Genomic DNA, 19238 nt, shown 5'->3' on the forward strand with positions numbered 1-19238 from the left:
TTGCGCAGCAGGTTGGCCATTTCCGACGCCTCCGGCACCCGTGGCGAGTGAATATCGTAGACGCCCGGACCGATGTCATTCGGGTACGCGAAGGCTTCAAACGCGTCCAGCAGCTCCATGTCCGAGCCTTCAAGTCCATCCCAAGGATGGTGTTTTGATACCCGGCTATAACGTACCGGCACTCCCTATCAAACCCGTGCGCGACCCCGCGTTGACGCTGATTGCCTTGAGTGGCATCGAACCTGAGGGACCGGTAATGGTAGAGGTGCCTCTGGTGCAGAACAACAGCACCTTTACCCCCGACAGCGCGCTGGCTGGTCGACGCGTTGGTTTTGCCGACCGGTATGGGCGCGGCGGTGAACATGAACCCATCAAGCACCGGGCACCGTTCACGCGAGCGTTGGCACTGTTACGACAGGCCGGGGTGCTCCTGCTGCCGGTGCCAGCACAGCGGGTCGATGACTCGCTGCAATTCGACCTGCACACGCGCAATGAAATCGATGACCTTATGAATGAGTACCGGCTGGATGCGCTGGTGTCTGACAGTCAGAGTGCCGCGTTCCATGGGGCCTGCTGGAGCGGATACCCGAGGCTGGGTGAGCCATTGGGGGAGGGGACTACGTTGTGGTTCTACGGGGCGCGATGGTCGAAGGATTCACTGGCTACCTTGGTGCAGGGCTATCGCAGTGTGCGTGGCCTGGCGGATGCACAGTAGGGGCTACCTGCGGTGATGAACAATCCTACGTGATGAGTTACCTGCGTCATGCAGGCTGGGCTGAGGGAAGTTTTTAGACTGGCGCAAGGGTCAACGGTGATCCTGCGTTATTTCAGATTCTTCCCTAGAGGTCGTTCATGTTTGGTATTGGTTATGGTGTGAGCAGGTTCGTAAACCACGCAGCCTCCTGGATGGTGCTTCAGTCGACAGATATGGCGCCAAAACCGGTGCCGCCAGGAACGGAATACGCCAGTGTTCGCGAGCTCAGTGAACAAATGGCCCGGCCAGGTGGGCTGACCTCGCAAGACCTGGTCAGTTTTCTGCAAACGCGTATTCGAGAACGCGACCCTGCATTAAACGCGATCATCGAACTCAACCCCCAAGCGCTGGAGATTGCTCGCGAACTGGACCTTGAACGCGCCAACGGCAAGGTGCGGGGACCACTGCACGGCATTCCGGTGCTCCTCAAGGACAATATCGAGACAGGCGACACCCAGCAAACCAGTGCAGGCGCCTATGGATTGGTGGGCGCCGCTGCGACTAAGGATGCGTTCATCGTGGAGCGCCTGCGTGAGCAAGGCGCAGTTATCCTGGGTAAAACCAACCTGACTGAACTGGCCGGCTTTCGCGGCTGCCCCGATGGTTTCAGCCAGCGGGGCGGGCAAACGTTCAATCCTCATCAGGCGGATGCAGAGGTCGGTGGGTCAAGCTCAGGCTCGGCTGTCGCGGTCGCCGCGGGCTTCGCACCCTTGGCCGTTGGGACTGAAACCAATGGTTCGATCATCGTACCGGCGGCGTTTAACGGCGTGGTCGGTTTGAAACCCAGCGTGGGTTTGTTGAGCCGCAGCGGCATCATTCCGGCCAGCCATCGACAGGACACGCCGGGGCCCATGACGCGCTCGGTATTTGATGCTGCGTTGATGCTCAACGTCATGTCAGGCAACGACCCTCAGGATGCGCAGAACGCGAATGCCCCAACAGCAATTGACTACACGGCGCTTCTAAAGCCTGGCGCCTTGAAGGATAAGCGCATCGGTTTTCCCGCGACCTTTTCCGCGAATGGTGAAAGCTCGGCGGTGGACGATAGCCCACAGTTCAAGAAAACCCTCGAAGTACTTCGCGCACAAGGTGCCGTACTGGTACCGGTGAATTTGCGGATAGCGGACTCCACAGGTTATGACGAGTTGCTGCTTGCCGATGTAAAGGATGAACTGAATGAATACCTGGAAAAGCGCAATGGGTTGCCGGTCAAGTCAGTGTCCGAGTTGATCCAGTTCAATGAGCAGCGTGATGGCACCGAGACTGACCACCAGCCTGTACTCAGGGATATCGATGCGTCCACCTTGACGGCCGAGGAACGCAAGCCTCTATGGGATGCCCTTATCCAGGGTTTTCGAAGCACCGTGGATGAGTTGATTGACGGGCAAAAGCTCGACGCCATGGTGTCGGACTTCGAAACGAACAGCTACTTTGCGGTTGCCGTCGCCGGCTATCCAGGGATTTCGGTCCCTTCCGGCAAGGATGAGCGGGGCGCGCCAACCAGTGCGTACTTCTTTGGGGCCCGCTGGGCCGAACCCACGCTGCTGGCCGTGGCCCATGGTTACGAAGAGGCCGCGAAAGAACATCCCAAGGTCGGACGCTAAGTCTCGGTATTGGCTTGCCCGACCCTATGCACCATTGGGTTGGGCAGTGGCCGAGTCGATTGATACGCTGGTTGAGCTCATCAACCGAGACATGATGCCCCGTGCCATGGGTTCAGCTGGAGCGGTGTCAAAGCGGCGCGCACTCATTCCCCACCCCGGCGCAAAACCCGGGAAAAACACCAGCCCTTCCGCTTCCAGCCGAAACGCCAGGATCAAACGGGTTTCATCATCCACCTCGCCCTGGCTTTCAAGCTGTTGAACCAACTCCACAGCCACGCCCGCGTGACGGGCCAGGTCTTGCCTGCTCCAGCCCAGCATCGCGCGGGCCTGTGCACTGTGCTTGGCGGTGAATTGGTGCAGGACGATCTGCTGTTCTACGAAAGAGCTCATTGCCAGGGAGGACATGGGGTTTCTCCAGGGTTCGACGGGGGAGGACAAACTATACTGTGTTTTTGTACAGTTGTTTTGACCGCTCATCAACTGGATTTTTTTCTGTCCTCTGTGCGGGCTTTTACCCAGCGCTGGACTGAGGGGGTTTTGAACATCGCATTGAAGCGGCGCGCACACTGAATGTGCTGATGCCTTCAGAGTCCCGGCGCCTCTCGAATAATCAGATGATCCAGGTTCTCGATATTCGCGCTGAACACCCCGAACGATTGCTCGGGGTTCTTCTTGCTGGGCACGTGTTTCAGCTCCGGCGTCACCCCGTAGAAGAAGCAATACAGCGTCCGCTCACTGTCCACCGCCGCCTTGATCTGCTCCAGGAACGCCGTGCGCTTGCGGTAGTTTTCGATAAGTTTTTTGCTCAGGTAGACATTGACCGAGTAGGGCTTCTTGTCGAGCCATACCTTCTTCTCGAAGTCGATGCGAAAGCTGCTGGTGTAATCCTTGATCGCCTTGATCTTGCCCCAGTAGATCAGACCCTTGTTGTCTTGCAGGTATTCGATCTTCTTGAAAAACGTCCAGTAGGTCGCGGTGTGCTCGCCGATTTTCAGCGGCATGCGCTTGAGCGTGTCTTTGTCGTCGATATTGGACACAAAGCATTCCACCGGGTGGGCGAATACGCTGGTTTTATCCGGGGTGGTGTCGCTGCTGCTGGCAGATGGGCCGGCGAGGTTTGAAGGAGTTTTCGCCGGCTCCTGTGGGATCTGCGCCTCGGCACCGGCCACCGGCGTGCTGCGCGGGTACGTACGTCGAGTCAGTAAAAATTCCGACGGGAAATGGTCCTCGCGCTCGTCATAGGTTTCATCGGTAGCGCCCTTGTGCGTGCTGGCGTAGCGGCACCCTTCGACATGCCGGGTGCTGGTCTTGTTCTTGAAATGCGGCGTGCGCACGTAGTTGACGTTTTTTGCATTGAACGTGCTCAACGCATTGCCCGTATCGAATGCCCCTCGGCACGCATCGTTGGGGCAGAGGAAACTGTCCTTGTCGGAGTCGTAGGCAACGGTTTCGTCGAAATTCAGGTCTCGTACGTCGTAGATCGACAGCTTGTCATCGAGACTCAGGCTGTAGGCCGTGTCGAATTTCATGGGGCTCGGGTCCGTGAGAAGTTTCGCTATTAATAGCGGGATCCCACGTAAATATCAGCAAGAACCTGCAACCCGCCGCCCACTCAAGAAACATAAGGTGCCACCCACCGCCGTCAGTGCGCCCAACGCATAGAACATGCTCGTGGGCGCCGCATTGATCAGCAAGTAACCACAAATCACCGGACTCATCGCCCCGCCAAACGCCGCCAGGTTCTGGGCGCCGTAGTAAATGCCGCGCAGGGCATCTGGGGCGATGGTGTCGATGAACAGGTACTCCGAGGGATAGATGATCATCTCACCCAAGGTGAACACGAACATCGCCAGGCACCAGGTGAGCAGGCTGTTTGCCTGGCTGAAGCCGATCAGCCTCGCAATGAACAGCACGGTTCCCAGCAGGATCCAGTAGCGCAACCGTTCACGCTTGAGAACCGGCCGATCAGGAACAGCGCCGACGCGGCTTCGGTGATCACCAGCGTCAGGGTGGTGAGGTAGAGGTTGCTGGCAAAGGTTAGCAACAGAAAACCAATGGCGCTGAATAGCATGGCCAGCAAGGGGCTGGTCATTGCGACGACAGCCAGTTCGCCTTGGCCTCGCAGGTCGAAGCCGTCGCCATCCTGGTCCTGACTGGCCGCTTCCTCGGCTTCCTGCCGGAACGCTACACCGCGCCCTTGGTAAGGGAAGGGCGCCTGCGCGCACTGTGCCCGGAGCAGGTCCACCTGAGCACCGCGTTCAACCTGATCCTGCGCCACAACGCGCCACGAAGCCCGATGGTAAGAGCCTTCGCCACAGCCTTGGGCGTGGACCTCAAAGCTACGACATAGCTCTCCCGAGCTACACAGATCAAATGTAGGACGTGTCGAGCTTTAGCGAGGCTTCGATGGGATCGACGTTCGACCAGTAACGAAATGTATATCCCATTGATATATCCATTTCGTGGTGTAGCGTTGCGTAATCACACGACCACTGGAGGTAGGCCATTATGGACCAAGGTTCTGTATTTCAAAGCAACCGCAGCCAAGCTGTACGTTTGCCAAAGGCTGCTGCGCTGCCGGATGACGTAAAACGTGTAGATATCGTCTCAATCGGTAGGGCCCGAATCATCACCCCAGCCGGTGAATCATGGGACAGCTGGTTCGATGGCGAGGGTGCCACGCTGGACTTCATGAACGACCGAGATCAGCCTGCTGACCAAGAGCGGGAATCTTTTTAATGCTCAAGTTCATGCTCGATACCAACATCTGTATCTTCACAATCAAAAACAGACCCCAGCAGGTGCGCGAAACATTCAAAAAGCACTATGGCCAACTAGCTATCAGTACCGTAACCCTGATAGAGCTGATTTACGGCGCGGAAAAATCACCTAACCCAGAACGAAACTTGGCTGATATCGAAGGCTTTGCAGCACGTCTGGAAGTTTTGAAATACGACCAGGATGCCGCTATGCACACAGGCCAACTTCGTGCTGAGCTAGCGAGAGCTGGTACTCCGATAGGTTCGTACGACCAGATGATCGCTGGGCATGCCCGTTCGCAGGGCCTGATTATGGTCACTAACAACCGGTGCGAGTTCGACCGCGTGCCAGGTTTGCGGGTAGAAGATTGGGTGTAAGCGGCGTGTTAAAACGCCGTCCCGAATACGGCTTACGCACCACGCCGATCCAAATGTGGGAACTGTCGAGCCCAGCGGGGCTGCGAAGGGATCGACTCGGTGTTCCAGCCGATCCCAATTAACCCCATCACCGCTGCAACCGAGCCCGCTTTTTCTTCTTCGCATGAAAATGCCGAAAATGCGCATCCTGCGCCGCCGCCAGCAACTCCCGATCCCCACGCGTATCGCCCCAGGCCCGCAGCCGATACTCGCCCAGGTCGCCATACACCGCTTCAAGCCGCAACACCTTGTTCTCACACCGGCAATTATTCCCGGTGAGCTTGCCGGTCAACACACCGTCGACCACCTCAAGCTCAGTGCCAATCAACCTGATACCCAGCCGATCCGCAAACGGCTGCAACACCAATGCCGGCGACGCCGAACACAGCGTCACCACTGCCCCCGAGTCCAGCTCCTGCTCCACCGACAACACCCCCGCCGGGCGCATCAACCGCGCCCAATTGCGCTGGCAATACTCCTCGGCCTTCTGCTGCACCCACGTCTTCTCCACCCCAGTCATAAAGGTGCGGATCAACTGAGCCTTCAACTCATCCCGGCTGATCTGCCGCCCCAAAAAGCGCAGCCCCGGCACCGCCAGCTTGACCATCCGGCCATAAAACTCGCCGGGGCCAAAGGCAAACTTGAGGAAGGGCACGAAACTGTCGTGGTGGGTCAGGGTGCCGTCGAAGTCAAAGACGGAGAGTACTTTGGCGTCGATGGGGCCGGCTTCGAGCATGTCTGGGTTCACGGGTTGGCCTCGGTCCTATCTAGTATTTTTTAGTGCGCATCAGCTGTGACAGCAGGAGTCTACTCCCGTGCCAATCTTCCGATTTTGGCGTAAAGCCCTTCGGTGAAAGCCTCCCGGTCACTCGACCGGTGACAACGCTGATGGCAATTGGGGCACAAGGCTACAGCATTGGTGATGCGATCCGAACCCTTCTGGGCGAGGTGCTTGACGTGATGTACTTCAAGAAATGGCTGGCCGTCGACCTCGAACGGCGCGTTAGAGCTGCAGCCTTCGCAGATGCCGTTGGCTTCTTTCAGTACCCAGGCACGTACCCTCGGGTCACGAACAAAGGAGGTGCTGACGCTCGATACCTTCTGCGGCTGGGCAATGCCGTCCGGTAGCTTATGGAAAGGTTGCTGCTGCAGTTTGGACGCGCGTCGGATAAGCGTTTGCTCGTCTGCCGTTTGGGCCGCGTCTTCGGATTCGAATACACCCTGTGTGGCGAGTGCTTAGCGGATGCGTTGCTCTACGCCTGTGCCCACGTTCTTTGCAGGCTTATAGCCTTCAATGCGGTCCAGGCCCATACGGTCTAGCACGGTGGAGATATTTTGCATGCGGAATTCGATGGAGCCCTTTGCACGGCCGGCCACCGGTCCTTCGCGCAGAAGGCGGTTTTCGAGGGCTTTGTTGAACGGTTGGCCGCTCTTTTCCCAGGCCAACATCTTTAGGTATACCTCGACCGCAGCTGCCAGCTCTGCGTCGTTCCAGTCCGTTTTGTCTTTCGTAATATCCATACAGCCGCCGAGGGTAGAAAACCCTCGGACGATACTGAGTAGCCATTATTGCGTCTACGAAATTTCCTACAGCTTGCTGGGATTTGGCGGTCATCTGCGCTAGTAGATTCGCTGCTTCATTCGGAAAGTTTGAGTGAACTTGCGCCACCACGGGGTCCTTGCCGACTCTTTCCGGTAGGTTCGATTGACCAACAGATATGGCATGTCTCGAAGGCGAATCCAGCCTTCATCCTGCCAATGCAGCAGGTTCAATGACATTTCCGGCCAATCCAACATGCTTAACAGCGGCCGCTCCACTGTTCGCGGCTGACGTTCGTCTCGCAATGTCGGAACGACTTCATGAGTGAGCCAGCTACGCAGTAGGCGATTTCCCGGTGTGTAGTGATATACCAGCAACGCGTATGCACCTGACTCGCTGATCATCAGCATTTCTTCCGGCTGGCCGTGGAACAGCAGTTTTACGGTCCTCCGCTGGTCTTCATCGAGCTTGCGCGTTGTTCGCTCATCCAGATACCAACCCATCAAACGCCCAAGTTCGCGAGCGCAAAACCATGGCTGATTTTCTAGAAGAAGCGCATGTAGCGGATGAGTGTGACGGGTGAAGACGGTAGCGATGAACGGATCAGGTATAGCCACCCTTCCCGTGGTCGGTGAGTCGAGCAGATACGGGCTACGCATTTCTTATGACCTCTACGTGATTTTTGGGAGTGATAGAGCCCCCAACGTAGAGTGCGGATTAAAGAAATCCCAACGGGCGCCTTTCAAAACAGCATGAGTTCCGGCTGAGCTGAGGTCAGGCGGAGTCTTTGCTGTGCGATTGAGGGTTGCTTCTACGTTGGGCGTTTCTTAGGCACCTGAAACGAGGCTAGCTGTAAACAAGGACTTCGATCAACTCTTCAGGCAGTGAAAAATAAGTAAGAAATTTCCTGGTTTTCTGTGCAGCTGTGCAACATGTGATCTACTCTAGAGTGGCCATTCGCCACTTTCTTTGGGTTGTGATATTAACAAAATTTCTGTGCTAACGAGGAATCTATGGATAGTAGTACTGCGTCAGCAATTGACAATATTTATAAAGAAACGAAAAACTTTCTCATAATCGGTTTGACAGGACGGACAGGATCAGGATGCACTACCGCAGCTAAGATATTGTCTTCAGCTGAGATAAATGTTCCAGGTGAAGGTTATGAAGGGCTGACTGAAAATGAGCTAAAGAAACATAAGATTATAAAGAGGTATACCGACGGTAGTGGCTGGCAACCATTTTATAGAGTTGAGGTTAGTTGCGTTATTACATATCACTTATCTATTTTATCTGTTCGTGCCTTTAGCACTTATTTGACGAATTTTTTTCCCGATTTTTCTAGGCAAAAGATAGTTGAGGTATCAAGGGTGTTTTATGCAGTGAGAGAAAAAGTGAATAAGTTAAATTTGAATTATGGGGTGCTTGCTCAAAATCAAGTTTTAGATTGGTTTGATCTTTATTTAAAGGAGTTGCCCGTAATAACTAATAAATTAAGAGTTGTGCTAGGCGGGGCGAATTTTACTCGGCTTTACCAGAAAACTGGGGATAACATAAGAGCATCTGCGCGAGCAGATGTATCGGGGTTTATTGCTGGGGAGATATTCAATTTTCCTAAGCATATTAATTTTATAATTAAAGTCGTTCGGGCTAAGACGAAGTTGGAGGGGTTGCCTTGTCGCATTGTGATCGATGCAATCAGAAGTCCTTATGAGGCTTTCTTTCTTAAGCGTAGATATGCAAACTTTTATTTGTTTTCTATTAATACTACAGATGTTGAGAGGCGTCGTAGTTTGCGAGAATTTCGAAAGTTTTCAATTGAAGTGATCGCTGAAATAGATGCTAAGGAATATCCAAGTAAGCTCTCCGGAGCAGAGAGATTTATTGCGCAAAATATGCAAGAGTGCATAGAAAACTCCGATGTGCATATTCATAACTCCAAGGGCAGTGAGTTTAATCACAATGATTTGGTGAGCCAGTTAGCTTGGTATGTGACGCTGATGGCTAGGCCTGGAATTATAATGCCTACGTCTTTGGAAAACTGTATGCAGATAGCGTACACAGCGAAGCAAAATTCTGGTTGTATATCTAGACAGGTTGGCGCTGTCGTAACAGATGAGTCTTATAGCATTAAATCAGTTGGTTGGAATAGCACACCTCAAGGACAAACGCCATGTATATTGAGAAGTGCAGAAGACTTACTGCTAGGGTTAAATAAAGATGACTATAGTGACTACGAGCAAAAAGATCCTAAGTTCAGGGCGGCATTAAGTAATAAGTTTTCTAAAATAATTGCTAAAAGTGGGCAGGGTGATAGGAATCTATCGTTCTGTTTTAAGGGAATACAGAACGAGATCGAGGGTGAGAAAAATCAGGTTCATACTCGATCTTTACATGCTGAAGAAAATGCGTTTATGCAAATATCGAAGCATGGAGGACAAAAACTTACAGGCGGAGTATTGTTTACTACCGCTAGTCCTTGCGAGCTTTGTGCCAAAAAAGCGTATCAGCTAGGATTAAAGAAAATTGTTTATATAGATCCGTATCCTGGAATTGCTACTGACCATATTTTATCGGCGGGGTCTAGGCGTCCGGAACTTGAGCTCTTTAGGGGCGCGGTGGGGCGAGCTTTTTATCAGTTATATCAGCCTTTGATGCCTTACAAAGATGAGGTGGAGTTGGTTTTTGATCTGGGTGTGTATCATGACCCCAAGAGGCCATCGAAAAATTTTCTATTAGACGAGAATTTTAAATTGTCAGAACGCAATGAGTTTCTTGAAAGTGAACTGGTTCGGCTGAACACAATTTTGAATAGTGGAAGTTCGCTTTAAGGTTTATGTACTTCAAGAAATGCCAATTCACTGAGCATAAAAAAGCCCTGATCAGGTCAGGGCTTTTATGGTGACAGTCGCTAAGGAATCAATCCCAGCTCAACGCGCCGCCGGTCTGGTACTCAATCACGCGAGTCTCAAAGAAATTCTTCTCTTTCTTCAAGTCCATAATCTCACTCATCCACGGGAACGGATTTGTCGTCCCCGGATACTCTTCCTTCAACCCAATCTGCGACAGACGACGGTTCGCGATGAACTTGAGGTAGTCCTCCATCATCGCCGCGTTCATGCCCAACACGCCGCGAGGCATGGTGTCGCGCGCGTATTCGATCTCCAGCTGAGTCCCTTGCAGAATCATCTGGGTCGCTTCTTCCTTCATCTCGGCATCCCACAAGTGTGGGTTTTCGATTTTGATCTGGTTGATCACGTCGATACCGAAGTTCAGGTGCATCGACTCGTCACGCAGGATGTACTGGAACTGTTCCGCCACGCCGGTCATTTTGTTGCGACGGCCCATGGACAGGATCTGGGTGAAGCCGCAGTAGAAGAAGATGCCTTCCAGCACGCAGTAGTAGGCGACCAGGTTGCGCAGCAGTTCTTTGTCGGTCTCGACGGTGCCGGTTTCGAACTTCGGATCGGAGATGGAGCGGGTGTACTTCAGGCCCCAGGCTGCCTTTTTGGCGACCGATGGGATCTCGTGGTACATGTTGAAGATCTCGCCTTCATCCATGGCCAGCGATTCGATGCAGTACTGGTAGGCGTGGGTGTGGATCGCTTCTTCGAAGGCCTGGCGCAGGATGTACTGGCGGCACTCCGGGTTGGTGATCAGGCGGTATACGGCCAGCACGAGGTTGTTGGCGACCAGGGAGTCGGCGGTGGAGAAGAAGCCCAGGTTGCGCATGACGATGCGACGCTCGTCGTCGGTCAGGCCTTCGGGGTTTTTCCACAGGGCGATGTCGGCGGTCATGTTGACCTCTTGCGGCATCCAGTGGTTGGCGCAGCCGTCGAGGTACTTCTGCCAGGCCCAGTCGTACTTGAAGGGTACGAGTTGGTTGAGGTCGGCGCGGCAGTTGATCATGCGCTTTTCGTCAACGGCGACGCGGGCGGCGGAGCCTTCGAGTTCGGCGAGGCCTTCGGCGACGTCGAGTTTGTCCAGGGCGGCCTTGGCGCGCACGATGGCGGCGGAGTCACTCGCGGTGACGGCGCGGGCTTCGATGGCGGCAGCAGCGCCGGCACCGTCGAGGCGGTCCATGTTGGCTTCGGTGGCGTGGCCGGCGTTGGCGCCTTTGGTGGCTACTTCGCCTTCTTCTTCTTTGTCGAATTCGTCCCAGCTCAGCATGACGTGTCGTCTCCTGCGTGAGGGCTCAAAGGTGCCCGTGTGAAACCGGATGGTTGGGTGTTCACACGACCCTCAGGCCGCGGTGGTTCTTTAAAGGAATCGTTTGTTGCAACAGCTCGCGCAGGCAAATAAACGCAATTGGGTAACGGGTTCTGCGTGAGGCTTGAGGTGCGGAGCGCTAGGTGCATGCTCCAGCGGAGGCCTCAGGTCTGGCTCTTCGTCCCTGTGTAAAGGGATATTGCAGGCCCGATTTACCCGCGCATTATAGGGAAAAATTCGGCTTTGTGTTGCGGCGGATGGTCTCGGATCGCAGACAAAAAGCCTGCTTTTCGGGCCAAGGCGCGAGTTTGTTGGGGTTGGTTGAAGGGACGAGCGGCAGGATTTTTTTCGAGGGGGGCGACGAGGGGATGGAGGGCCGGCTCTTTGCCGCAAGAACGATTTCTTGCGGCGAATAAGAATCCAACTTCAGACGTTATTATCCGTTAGAGCAGCCATTGCCCATGATCTTGTAATTAAGAATATGGCGCTGACCGTGGGAATCTTCATATTCCATCTTGGCCGGTACAACTTCACATACATTCGGAACTTCACTCATGGACACTACTTTGGCAACGTCCAAGTGGGTGCTGTAGGTGTAATCCTCAACAATCGGGGCGTTCTGGCCGGCCAGCTCGGTCGGGGCTTCGTCGGCCAGGGCGGCGGTGGCGCACAAGCTGCTGAGGGCCATAACTACGAGAGCTTTCATTTCTGTACTTACCTTCTTCAGGGCGAGAGGGGGCACGTGGCCCTTGTGAGGCCGCGTGTGTAACTTAGGATTGGTTAGTTGCGATTAACGTTGCCTTCGTGGGGGCTGTTACGTTGTTAATCACTGCTGTGTAAACCACAGTGCCTTGGTTGGCGGAGTTGATTTTAGGCCTGCGGGTTATATTCATATACCCGTGCTTTTGATAAACACTATTGGCGGTTTTTGTAACAATCCCGTGGTAAAGGTTTTTTCACACAACGACAAAAGCCTTGCAGGCCGTAGGCCAGAGGCCTGTCAGTCGATACCAGGGCAATGTGTAGGGGCTTGTTACTACCATCGTCGAATGGTTCTATGGGGCCGCCCCGGCTACAACAGGGCATACAAAAACAACTATTGTCACCGAGGTAAGAAAGATGAGTGCGGCTTCCCTGTACCCCGTTCGCCCCGAAGTAGCAGCCAACACGCTGACCGATGAGGCGACCTACAAGGCCATGTACCAGCAGTCGGTGGTCAACCCCGACGGTTTCTGGCGTGAGCAAGCCAAGCGCCTCGACTGGATCAAGCCTTTCACCACGGTGAAGCAGACCTCGTTCGACGATCACCATGTCGACATCAAGTGGTTCGCCGATGGCACCCTGAACGTGTCCTACAACTGCCTGGACCGTCATCTCGCCGAGCGTGGCGATCAGATTGCGATCATCTGGGAAGGCGATGACCCGGCCGAGAGCCGCAACATCACTTACCGCGAGCTGCATGAGCAAGTCTGCAAGTTCGCCAACGCCCTGCGTGGGCAGGACGTACACCGCGGTGACGTGGTGACTATCTATATGCCGATGATCCCCGAAGCCGTGGTCGCCATGCTGGCGTGTACGCGCATCGGTGCGATTCATTCGGTGGTGTTTGGCGGTTTCTCCCCGGAAGCCCTGGCCGGTCGCATCATCGACTGTAAGTCGAAGGTGGTGATCACTGCCGATGAAGGCATTCGTGCCGGTAAGAAAATCCCACTCAAGGCCAACGTCGACGACGCCCTGACCAACCCGGAAACCAGCAGCATCCAGAAGGTCATCGTGTGCAAGCGCACCAACGGCCAGATCAAGTGGAACCAGCATCGCGACATCTGGTACGAAGACTTGATGAAAGTGGCGGGCACTGTCTGCGCGCCGAAAGAGATGGGCGCCGAAGAAGCGCTGTTCATCCTCTACACCTCCGGTTCCACCGGTAAGCCTAAAGGCGTGCAGCACACCACCGGCGGCTATCTGTTGTACGCCGGCCTGACCCACGAGCGCGTGTTCGACTACCGCCCAGGCGAAATCTACTGGTGCACCGCCGACGTCGGCTGGGTCACTGGCCACACCTATATTGTCTATGGCCCGCTGTCCAACGGCGCGACCACCGTGCTCTTCGAAGGCGTGCCGAACTACCCGGACATCACGCGGGTGGCGAAGATCGTCGATAAGCACAAGGTCAATATCCTCTACACCGCCCCGACCGCAATCCGCGCCATGATGGCCTCGGGCACCGCCGCCGTTGAAGGGGCAGACGGCAGCAGCCTGCGCCTGCTCGGCTCCGTGGGCGAGCCGATCAACCCGGAAGCATGGGATTGGTACTACAAGAACGTCGGCCAATCCCGTTGCCCGATTGTCGACACCTGGTGGCAGACCGAAACCGGCGGCAACATGATGAGCCCGCTGCCAGGCGCCCACGCGCTCAAGCCGGGTTCGGCGGCACGGCCGTTCTTCGGCGTGGTGCCGGCGCTGGTGGATAACCTGGGCAACCTGATCGAAGGCGCTGCCGAAGGTAACCTGGTGATCCTCGATTCGTGGCCGGGTCAGGCGCGTACGCTGTTTGGCGATCACGACCGCTTCGTCGATACCTATTTCAAGACCTTCCGTGGCATGTACTTCACCGGTGATGGCGCGCGCCGTGATGAGGACGGTTACTACTGGATCACCGGGCGTGTGGATGACGTGTTGAACGTGTCCGGCCACCGCATGGGCACCGCCGAGATCGAAAGTGCCATGGTTGCCCACCCGAAAGTCGCCGAGGCGGCGGTGGTGGGTGTGCCGCATGACATCAAGGGCCAGGGTATCTATGTGTATGTCACCCTGAAAAATGGCGAAGAGCCGAACGAAGCGTTGCGCCTGGAGCTGAAAAACTGGGTGCGCAAGGAGATCGGGCCGATTGCTTCGCCGGATGTGATCCAGTGGGCGCCGGGCTTGCCGAAGACCCGTTCGGGCAAAATCATGCGCCGTATCCTGCGCAAGATTGCCACGGCTGAGTACGACGGGTTGGGCGATATCTCCACACTGGCGGATCCTGGTGTGGTGGCGCATTTGATTGAGACGCACAAGACCATGAACGTCGCGTAAGGCGGGTGACTGGGACAAAGCCCCATCCGGCGTGAGTCGGGTGGGGCTTTTTTGTGGGGTCTTGAAACCAATGTAGATCCAATGTGGGAGGGGGCTTGCCCCCGATTGCAGTGGGTCAGTGCCAAATTAGCCCACTGACACTCCCTCATCGGGGGCAAGCCCCCTCCCACATTTGGATTGCATTCCAAGGTGGGTATGGAGGAGTAGCTGACAGATCTGCATGACCGCCAGGCCAATAAATATCGGTTTTTCGCGTAGGAGGTTTCTGAATGTTACCGAGCGGCGCAAATGTGTAACCCCATGCCCAAACATGAGGCAAAGCGCTACGCCCGTGCCCCCAAAAACCCCATTCCAGACACGCCAATAAATTAGATTAAACGCCAGACTTGCCGTGCCAGAAGGGTTTGCGAATAATAGGCCCGCAATTTGCAGCGTCTACAGGTTTAATGTCTTTTGTCTCTGCATAAAATTCAGAGGCTGTCAATGAGCTGGAACCGCTTTCTCGGTGCTTCTGTAAATTGTTGTCGCATTGAGGAAATATCGGCTTCCGGCCTGTCGTTAGAATGCCGATCACTCGCTCGTCGTCGCCGTTGTTGAATTGGTGTAGGACGCAGCACCGCAATTCGGTTTCACCTTCGCCGCATCGTGGGCCATGGCTCATACTGCTGTTTTGCCCTATACCGATGGAGTCCCAAGATGAAGAAACTCGTGCTGTTGGGCGCCCTGGCGCTGTCCGTGCTGTCCATGCAGGCTTTCGCTGAAGGCAAGCCTCTGAAAATTGGTATCGAAGCGGCCTACCCTCCGTTTGCCTCGAAGGCGCCGGATGGCAGCATCGTCGGTTTTGACTACGACATCGGCAACGCCTTGTGCGAAGAGATGCAGGTCAAGTGCACGTGGGTCGAGCAAGAGTTCGACGGTCTGATCCCTGCGCTCAAAGTGCGCAAGATCGACGCGATCCTGTCGTCCATGTCCATCACTGACGACCGCAAGAAGTCTGTGGACTTCACCAACCGCTACTACCTGAGCCCGGCGCAGCTGGTGATGAAGCAAGGCACCACCGTCAGCGATAGCCTGGACGGACTGAAAGGCAAGAAGATCGGCGTGCAGCGCGGTTCGATCCACGACCGTTTCGCCAAGGAAGTCCTGACGCCTAAAGGTGCAACCGTTGTGCCTTACAGCTCGCAGAACGAAATCTACCTGGACGTGGAAGCCGGTCGCCTCGACGGCACCGTGGCGGACGCTACCCTGTTGCAGGAAGGTTTCCTCGACACCCCTGCGGGCAAAGGCTACGCATTCGTAGGCCCACAGTTCACCGACGTTAAATACTTCGGCGAAGGCATCGGCATCGCGGTACGCAAGGGCGATAAGGAAAACTTGGAGCGCATCAACGCAGCCATTGCCGCGATCCGCGCCAACGGCAAGTACAAGGCTATCCAGGACAAGTACTTCAACTTCGACATTTACGGCCCAGAAGCCAAGTAAATCGTCGCAGCGATCTGTCCCAAATGGCGCAAGCAACAGAATTCCTGCGGTTTGCGCCATTTTTTCATCCCCCTTTTCGAGGACCTGAATCATGTTGAAAGGCTACGGGGCCGTCATCCTCGATGGCGCATGGTTGACGCTTCAGCTCGCCTTGTCGTCCATGGCCTTGGCCATTGTTCTGGGTCTGATCGGGGTCGCGTTACGCCTGTCGCCGGTGCGCTGGTTGGCCTGGCTGGGTGACTTGTATTCCACGGTGATCCGCGGGATCCCCGACCTGGTGCTGATCCTGCTGATTTTCTACGGCGGCCAGGACTTGCTCAACCGCGTCGCGCCGATGCTCGGCTATGACGACTATATCGACTTGAACCCCTTGGCCGCCGGTATCGGCACCCTGGGTTTCATCTTTGGCGCCTACCTCTCGGAAACCTTCCGTGGCGCCTTCATGGCCATTCCCAAGGGCCAGGCCGAAGCCGGGCTTGCGTATGGCATGAGCAGTTTCCAGGTGTTTTTCCGGGTGATGGTGCCGCAGATGATCCGGCTGGCGATCCCTGGTTTCACCAACAACTGGCTGGTCCTCACCAAGGCCACTGCGCTGATTTCGGTGGTGGGCCTGCAAGACATGATGTTCAAGGCCAAGCAGGCGGCAGATGCCACCCGCGAGCCTTTTACCTTCTTCCTCGCAGTGGCGGCGATGTACCTGGTGATCACCAGCGTGTCGTTGCTGGCCCTGCGCTATCTTGAGAAGCGCTACTCGGTAGGCGTAAGGGCGGCTGATCTATGATCTTCGACTACAACGTCATCTGGGAGGCCATGCCGCTGTACCTTGGTGGCCTGCTGACCACCCTGAAACTGCTCGCCATCTCGCTGTTCTTCGGCCTGCTTGCCGCCTTGCCCCTGGGCTTGATGCGTGTGTCCAAGCAACCGGTCGTCAACGGCGCGGCCTGGCTCTATACCTATGTGATCCGCGGCACGCCGATGCTGGTGCAACTGTTCCTGATCTACTACGGCCTGGCGCAGTTCGAAGCGGTACGCGAGAGCTTTATGTGGCCGCTGCTGTCCAGCGCGACCTTCTGCGCGTGCCTGGCCTTTGCGATCAACACCAGTGCCTACACCGCCGAGATCATTGCCGGCAGCCTCAAGGCCACGCCTAACGGTGAGATCGAAGCGGCCAAGGCCATGGGCATGTCGCGCTACAAGCTGTACCGCCGCATCCTATTGCCGTCGGCCCTGCGCCGCGCGCTGCCGCAGTACAGCAATGAGGTGATCATGATGCTGCAGACCACCAGTCTCGCGTCCATTGTCACCCTGATCGACATCACGGGCGCCGCGCGCACGGTGAACGCGCAGTTCTACCTGCCGTTCGAAGCCTATATCACCGCTGGCCTGTTCTACCTGTGCCTGACCTTCATCCTGGTGCGCCTGTTCAAGTTGGCCGAGCGCCGCTGGCTGAGCTACCTGGCTCCACGGAAGCACTGATATGGAACGTATCGACCACCTGTTGCCCTGGGGCCACCTGGGCTGCGAGCGCCAACTGAGCGTGTTCCGTTTCGGCAGCGGCGAGCGCAAGGCGTATATCCAGGCCAGCCTGCACGCCGATGAATTGCCCGGCATGCGCGCTGCGTGGGAGCTGAAAAAACGCCTCACCGAGCTCGAACAGCAAGGCGCCCTCAACGGGGTGATCGAACTCGTGCCGGTGGCCAACCCGATGGGCCTTGGCCAGCTGTTGCAAGGCAGCCATCAGGGGCGTTTCGAGATCGGCAGCGGCAAGAATTTCAACCGTGATTTCGTCGAGTTGAGTGAGCCGGTCGCCGCGTTGCTGCAAGGCAAGCTGGGGGACGATCCTCACGCCAACGTGCGCATGATCCGTCAGGCCATGAGCGACGCATTCAACGCCTTGCCCGCGCCGAGCAGTCAACTGCAAGGCATGCAACGCGTCCTGCTGAGCCACGCCTGCACCGCTGATATCGTTCTCGATCTGCATTGCGACGCCGAAGCCGCGCTGCACATGTACGCGCTGCCCCAGCACTGGCCGCAGTGGCGTTCGTTGTCGGCGCACTTGAATGTGAAAGTCGGTTTGCTTGCGGAAGACTCCGGCGGCAGCTCGTTTGATGAGGCTTGCTCGTTGCCGTGGCTGCGTCTGTCCCGCGCCTTCCCCGACGCGCAGATCCCACTGGCCTGCCTGGCGACGACGCTGGAGTTGGGCGGTCAAGCGGACACTGGCCGTGACGAAGCGATCTTCCACGCCGAAGGCATCCTCGCGTTTCTCGCCGAACAAGGCCTGATCAAGGGGCAATGGCAGGCGCCGCAATACGAACCGTGCGAAGGCGTGCCCTTCGAAGGCACCGAATTGCTGTTTGCACCCCACGCCGGGGTGATCAGTTACCTGCGTAAAGCCGGGGACTGGATCGAGAAGGGCGAGCCGATTTTTGAAGTGATTGATCCCCTGGAAGACCGCGTCAGCGTGATCTGCGCGGGCACGTCCGGGGTGTTGTTTGCCGTTGAACGGCTACGTTATGCCCAAGCGGGTTTCTGGCTGGCCAAGGTGGCGGGGCGCGAAGCGCTGCGGCACGGGCGCTTGCTCAACGACTGACCACCTGTTTTTGTGAGAACCGACAGCATGTACAAACTTGAAGTCCAAGACCTGCATAAACGCTATGGCAGTCATGAAGTGCTCAAAGGCGTGTCCCTGGCCGCCGCGGCGGGTGATGTGATCAGCATCATCGGTTCCAGTGGTTCGGGCAAAAGTACCTTTTTGCGCTGCATCAACCTGTTGGAGCAGCCGCATGCCGGCAAGATCCTGCTCAATAACGAAGAGCTGAAACTGGTGGCCAACAAGGACGGCGCCCTGAAGGCTGCCGACCCGAAACAGTTGCAGCGCATGCGTTCGCGCCTGTCGATGGTGTTTCAGCATTTCAACCTGTGGTCGCACATGACCGCGCTGGAAAACGTCATGGAAGCGCCGGTGCACGTGCTGGGCATGTCGAAGAAAGACGCCCGCGAAAAGGCCGAGCACTACCTGGTCAAGGTCGGCGTGGGCCATCGCAAGGATGCGTTCCCCGGCCATATGTCCGGTGGCGAGCAGCAGCGTGTGGCGATTGCCCGCGCCTTGGCGATGGAGCCGGAGGTGATGCTGTTCGACGAACCCACCTCGGCCCTCGACCCCGAGTTGGTGGGCGAAGTGCTCAAGGTGATGCAGGACCTGGCCCAGGAAGGCCGCACCATGGTGGTGGTGACCCACGAAATGGGCTTTGCCCGTGAAGTGTCCAATCAGTTGGTGTTCCTGCACAAAGGTATTGTCGAGGAGCGTGGCAACCCGCGCGAAGTGCTGGTCAACCCGCAGTCCGAGCGGTTGCAGCAGTTCCTGTCCGGCAGTTTGAAATAGTTTCCCTGTGGGAGGA

Annotated in this window: 17 protein-coding genes and 4 pseudogenes; 12 read left to right on the forward strand and 9 right to left on the reverse strand. The window is 56.2% G+C overall.

Features of this window, described 5'->3' with window-relative positions; all coding sequences use genetic code 11:
* Positions 1-125 (reverse strand): annotated as a pseudogene (locus tag NDJ82_RS24715) (hypothetical protein); the annotation flags it as partial.
* 29 nt (positions 126-154) lie between these two features.
* On the opposite strand from NDJ82_RS24715, the gene NDJ82_RS24720 reads away from it, so the two are divergent.
* Together NDJ82_RS24720 and NDJ82_RS24725 are read left to right on the forward strand one after the other, a co-directional pair.
* Positions 155-715, forward strand: a complete 561-nt coding sequence (locus NDJ82_RS24720) for a hypothetical protein (protein WP_244653921.1) — start codon at positions 155-157, stop codon at positions 713-715.
* 137 nt (positions 716-852) lie between these two features.
* Complete coding sequence (locus tag NDJ82_RS24725) at positions 853-2358, forward strand: amidase family protein (protein ID WP_250926487.1); 1506 nt, start codon at positions 853-855, stop codon at positions 2356-2358.
* Between the two features lie 24 nt (positions 2359-2382).
* Here the strand turns inward: NDJ82_RS24725 and NDJ82_RS24730 are convergent, their stop codons facing one another.
* From NDJ82_RS24730 to NDJ82_RS24740, 3 genes and pseudogenes are all read right to left on the reverse strand, one after another.
* Positions 2383-2763, reverse strand: coding sequence for a helix-turn-helix domain-containing protein (locus tag NDJ82_RS24730; protein WP_099585390.1), 381 nt, complete (start codon positions 2761-2763; stop codon positions 2383-2385).
* Positions 2764-2942: 179 nt separating this feature from the next.
* Complete coding sequence (locus tag NDJ82_RS24735) at positions 2943-3887, reverse strand: hypothetical protein (RefSeq protein WP_250926488.1); 945 nt, start codon at positions 3885-3887, stop codon at positions 2943-2945.
* 54 nt (positions 3888-3941) lie between these two features.
* Positions 3942-4324: pseudogene (locus NDJ82_RS24740) on the reverse strand (MFS transporter); the annotation flags it as partial.
* Between the two features lie 132 nt (positions 4325-4456).
* On the opposite strand from NDJ82_RS24740, the pseudogene NDJ82_RS24745 reads away from it, so the two are divergent.
* From NDJ82_RS24745 to vapC, 3 genes and pseudogenes are all read left to right on the forward strand, one after another.
* A pseudogene (locus NDJ82_RS24745) lies at positions 4457-4708 on the forward strand (LysR substrate-binding domain-containing protein); the annotation flags it as partial.
* A 158-nt stretch (positions 4709-4866) separates the two neighbouring features.
* Positions 4867-5097, forward strand: coding sequence for a type II toxin-antitoxin system VapB family antitoxin (vapB, locus tag NDJ82_RS24750; RefSeq protein WP_250926489.1), 231 nt, complete (start codon positions 4867-4869; stop codon positions 5095-5097).
* Entirely contained in the window at positions 5097-5495 is a 399-nt protein-coding gene (gene vapC / locus NDJ82_RS24755; RefSeq protein ID WP_250926490.1) for a type II toxin-antitoxin system tRNA(fMet)-specific endonuclease VapC, read from the forward strand. Before vapB ends, vapC begins: the two co-directional genes overlap by 1 nt.
* 127 nt (positions 5496-5622) lie before the next feature.
* Here vapC and NDJ82_RS24760 read toward each other — a convergent pair whose 3' ends face one another.
* From NDJ82_RS24760 to NDJ82_RS24770, 3 genes and pseudogenes are all read right to left on the reverse strand, one after another.
* Entirely contained in the window at positions 5623-6270 is a 648-nt protein-coding gene (locus tag NDJ82_RS24760) for an HAD-IB family hydrolase (protein WP_250926518.1), read from the reverse strand.
* Between the two features lie 71 nt (positions 6271-6341).
* Positions 6342-7055, reverse strand: a pseudogene (locus NDJ82_RS24765) (HNH endonuclease).
* A 99-nt stretch (positions 7056-7154) separates the two neighbouring features.
* Positions 7155-7733 carry a BRO-N domain-containing protein gene (locus NDJ82_RS24770; protein ID WP_250926491.1) on the reverse strand — a complete coding sequence of 193 codons (579 nt, stop codon included), beginning with the start codon at positions 7731-7733 and terminating at the stop codon, positions 7155-7157.
* A gap of 354 nt (positions 7734-8087) precedes the next feature.
* Here NDJ82_RS24770 and NDJ82_RS24775 point away from each other — a divergent pair, with 354 nt between their 5' ends.
* Entirely contained in the window at positions 8088-9905 is a 1818-nt protein-coding gene (locus NDJ82_RS24775; RefSeq protein WP_250926492.1) for a deaminase, read from the forward strand.
* Positions 9906-9993: 88 nt separating this feature from the next.
* Here NDJ82_RS24775 and NDJ82_RS24780 read toward each other — a convergent pair whose 3' ends face one another.
* Positions 9994-11244 (reverse strand): ribonucleotide-diphosphate reductase subunit beta, encoded by a 1251-nt coding sequence (locus NDJ82_RS24780; RefSeq protein WP_005790649.1) that lies wholly within the window; start codon positions 11242-11244, stop codon positions 9994-9996.
* A 475-nt stretch (positions 11245-11719) separates the two neighbouring features.
* Positions 11720-11989: a DUF2790 domain-containing protein gene (locus NDJ82_RS24785; RefSeq protein ID WP_250926493.1), complete on the reverse strand. Its 270-nt coding sequence runs from the start codon at positions 11987-11989 to the stop codon at positions 11720-11722.
* Between the two features lie 413 nt (positions 11990-12402).
* Here NDJ82_RS24785 and acs point away from each other — a divergent pair, with 413 nt between their 5' ends.
* From acs to NDJ82_RS24815, 6 genes are all read left to right on the forward strand, one after another.
* Complete coding sequence (acs, locus tag NDJ82_RS24790; protein WP_099587214.1) at positions 12403-14358, forward strand: acetate--CoA ligase; 1956 nt, start codon at positions 12403-12405, stop codon at positions 14356-14358.
* Between the two features lie 696 nt (positions 14359-15054).
* Positions 15055-15840, forward strand: a complete 786-nt coding sequence (aotJ, locus tag NDJ82_RS24795; RefSeq protein ID WP_250926494.1) for an L-arginine-binding protein AotJ — start codon at positions 15055-15057, stop codon at positions 15838-15840.
* Between the two features lie 91 nt (positions 15841-15931).
* Positions 15932-16621 (forward strand): ABC transporter permease, encoded by a 690-nt coding sequence (locus tag NDJ82_RS24800; RefSeq protein WP_032886746.1) that lies wholly within the window; start codon positions 15932-15934, stop codon positions 16619-16621.
* The gene (locus tag NDJ82_RS24805) at positions 16618-17316 is read left to right on the forward strand and encodes an ABC transporter permease (RefSeq protein WP_099587212.1); all 699 of its coding nucleotides are present in this window, start codon (positions 16618-16620) and stop codon (positions 17314-17316) included. The genes NDJ82_RS24800 and NDJ82_RS24805 overlap by 4 nt, the downstream gene beginning before the upstream one ends.
* 1 nt (position 17317) lies before the next feature.
* Positions 17318-18430 carry a succinylglutamate desuccinylase/aspartoacylase family protein gene (locus tag NDJ82_RS24810; protein ID WP_250926495.1) on the forward strand — a complete coding sequence of 371 codons (1113 nt, stop codon included), beginning with the start codon at positions 17318-17320 and terminating at the stop codon, positions 18428-18430.
* Between the two features lie 27 nt (positions 18431-18457).
* On the forward strand, positions 18458-19222 hold the full coding sequence (locus NDJ82_RS24815; protein ID WP_250926496.1) for an ABC transporter ATP-binding protein: 765 nt from the start codon (positions 18458-18460) through the stop codon (positions 19220-19222).
* Positions 19223-19238: the final 16 nt, after the last annotated feature.

Origin of the sequence: Pseudomonas sp. SR18 (assembly GCF_023701505.1) — a bacterium.
In the GTDB taxonomy this organism is placed as follows: Bacteria; Pseudomonadota; Gammaproteobacteria; order Pseudomonadales; family Pseudomonadaceae; genus Aquipseudomonas; species Aquipseudomonas cyclaminis.

What these genes read in the sequence shown, in the direction of transcription:
- NDJ82_RS24725 (WP_250926487.1), top strand. Translation starts at nt 853, where the DNA reads ATGTTTGGTATTGGTTATGGTGTGAGCAGGTTCGTAAACCACGCAGCC.
- NDJ82_RS24730 (WP_099585390.1), bottom strand. Translation starts at nt 2,763, where the DNA reads ATGTCCTCCCTGGCAATGAGCTCTTTCGTAGAACAGCAGATCGTCCTG.
- NDJ82_RS24735 (WP_250926488.1), bottom strand. Translation starts at nt 3,887, where the DNA reads ATGAAATTCGACACGGCCTACAGCCTGAGTCTCGATGACAAGCTGTCG.
- vapB (WP_250926489.1), top strand. Translation starts at nt 4,867, where the DNA reads ATGGACCAAGGTTCTGTATTTCAAAGCAACCGCAGCCAAGCTGTACGT.
- vapC (WP_250926490.1), top strand. Translation starts at nt 5,097, where the DNA reads ATGCTCAAGTTCATGCTCGATACCAACATCTGTATCTTCACAATCAAA.
- NDJ82_RS24760 (WP_250926518.1), bottom strand. Translation starts at nt 6,270, where the DNA reads ATGCTCGAAGCCGGCCCCATCGACGCCAAAGTACTCTCCGTCTTTGAC.
- NDJ82_RS24770 (WP_250926491.1), bottom strand. Translation starts at nt 7,733, where the DNA reads ATGCGTAGCCCGTATCTGCTCGACTCACCGACCACGGGAAGGGTGGCT.
- NDJ82_RS24775 (WP_250926492.1), top strand. Translation starts at nt 8,088, where the DNA reads ATGGATAGTAGTACTGCGTCAGCAATTGACAATATTTATAAAGAAACG.
- NDJ82_RS24780 (WP_005790649.1), bottom strand. Translation starts at nt 11,244, where the DNA reads ATGCTGAGCTGGGACGAATTCGACAAAGAAGAAGAAGGCGAAGTAGCC.
- NDJ82_RS24785 (WP_250926493.1), bottom strand. Translation starts at nt 11,989, where the DNA reads ATGAAAGCTCTCGTAGTTATGGCCCTCAGCAGCTTGTGCGCCACCGCC.
- acs (WP_099587214.1), top strand. Translation starts at nt 12,403, where the DNA reads ATGAGTGCGGCTTCCCTGTACCCCGTTCGCCCCGAAGTAGCAGCCAAC.
- aotJ (WP_250926494.1), top strand. Translation starts at nt 15,055, where the DNA reads ATGAAGAAACTCGTGCTGTTGGGCGCCCTGGCGCTGTCCGTGCTGTCC.
- NDJ82_RS24800 (WP_032886746.1), top strand. Translation starts at nt 15,932, where the DNA reads ATGTTGAAAGGCTACGGGGCCGTCATCCTCGATGGCGCATGGTTGACG.
- NDJ82_RS24805 (WP_099587212.1), top strand. Translation starts at nt 16,618, where the DNA reads ATGATCTTCGACTACAACGTCATCTGGGAGGCCATGCCGCTGTACCTT.
- NDJ82_RS24810 (WP_250926495.1), top strand. Translation starts at nt 17,318, where the DNA reads ATGGAACGTATCGACCACCTGTTGCCCTGGGGCCACCTGGGCTGCGAG.
- NDJ82_RS24815 (WP_250926496.1), top strand. Translation starts at nt 18,458, where the DNA reads ATGTACAAACTTGAAGTCCAAGACCTGCATAAACGCTATGGCAGTCAT.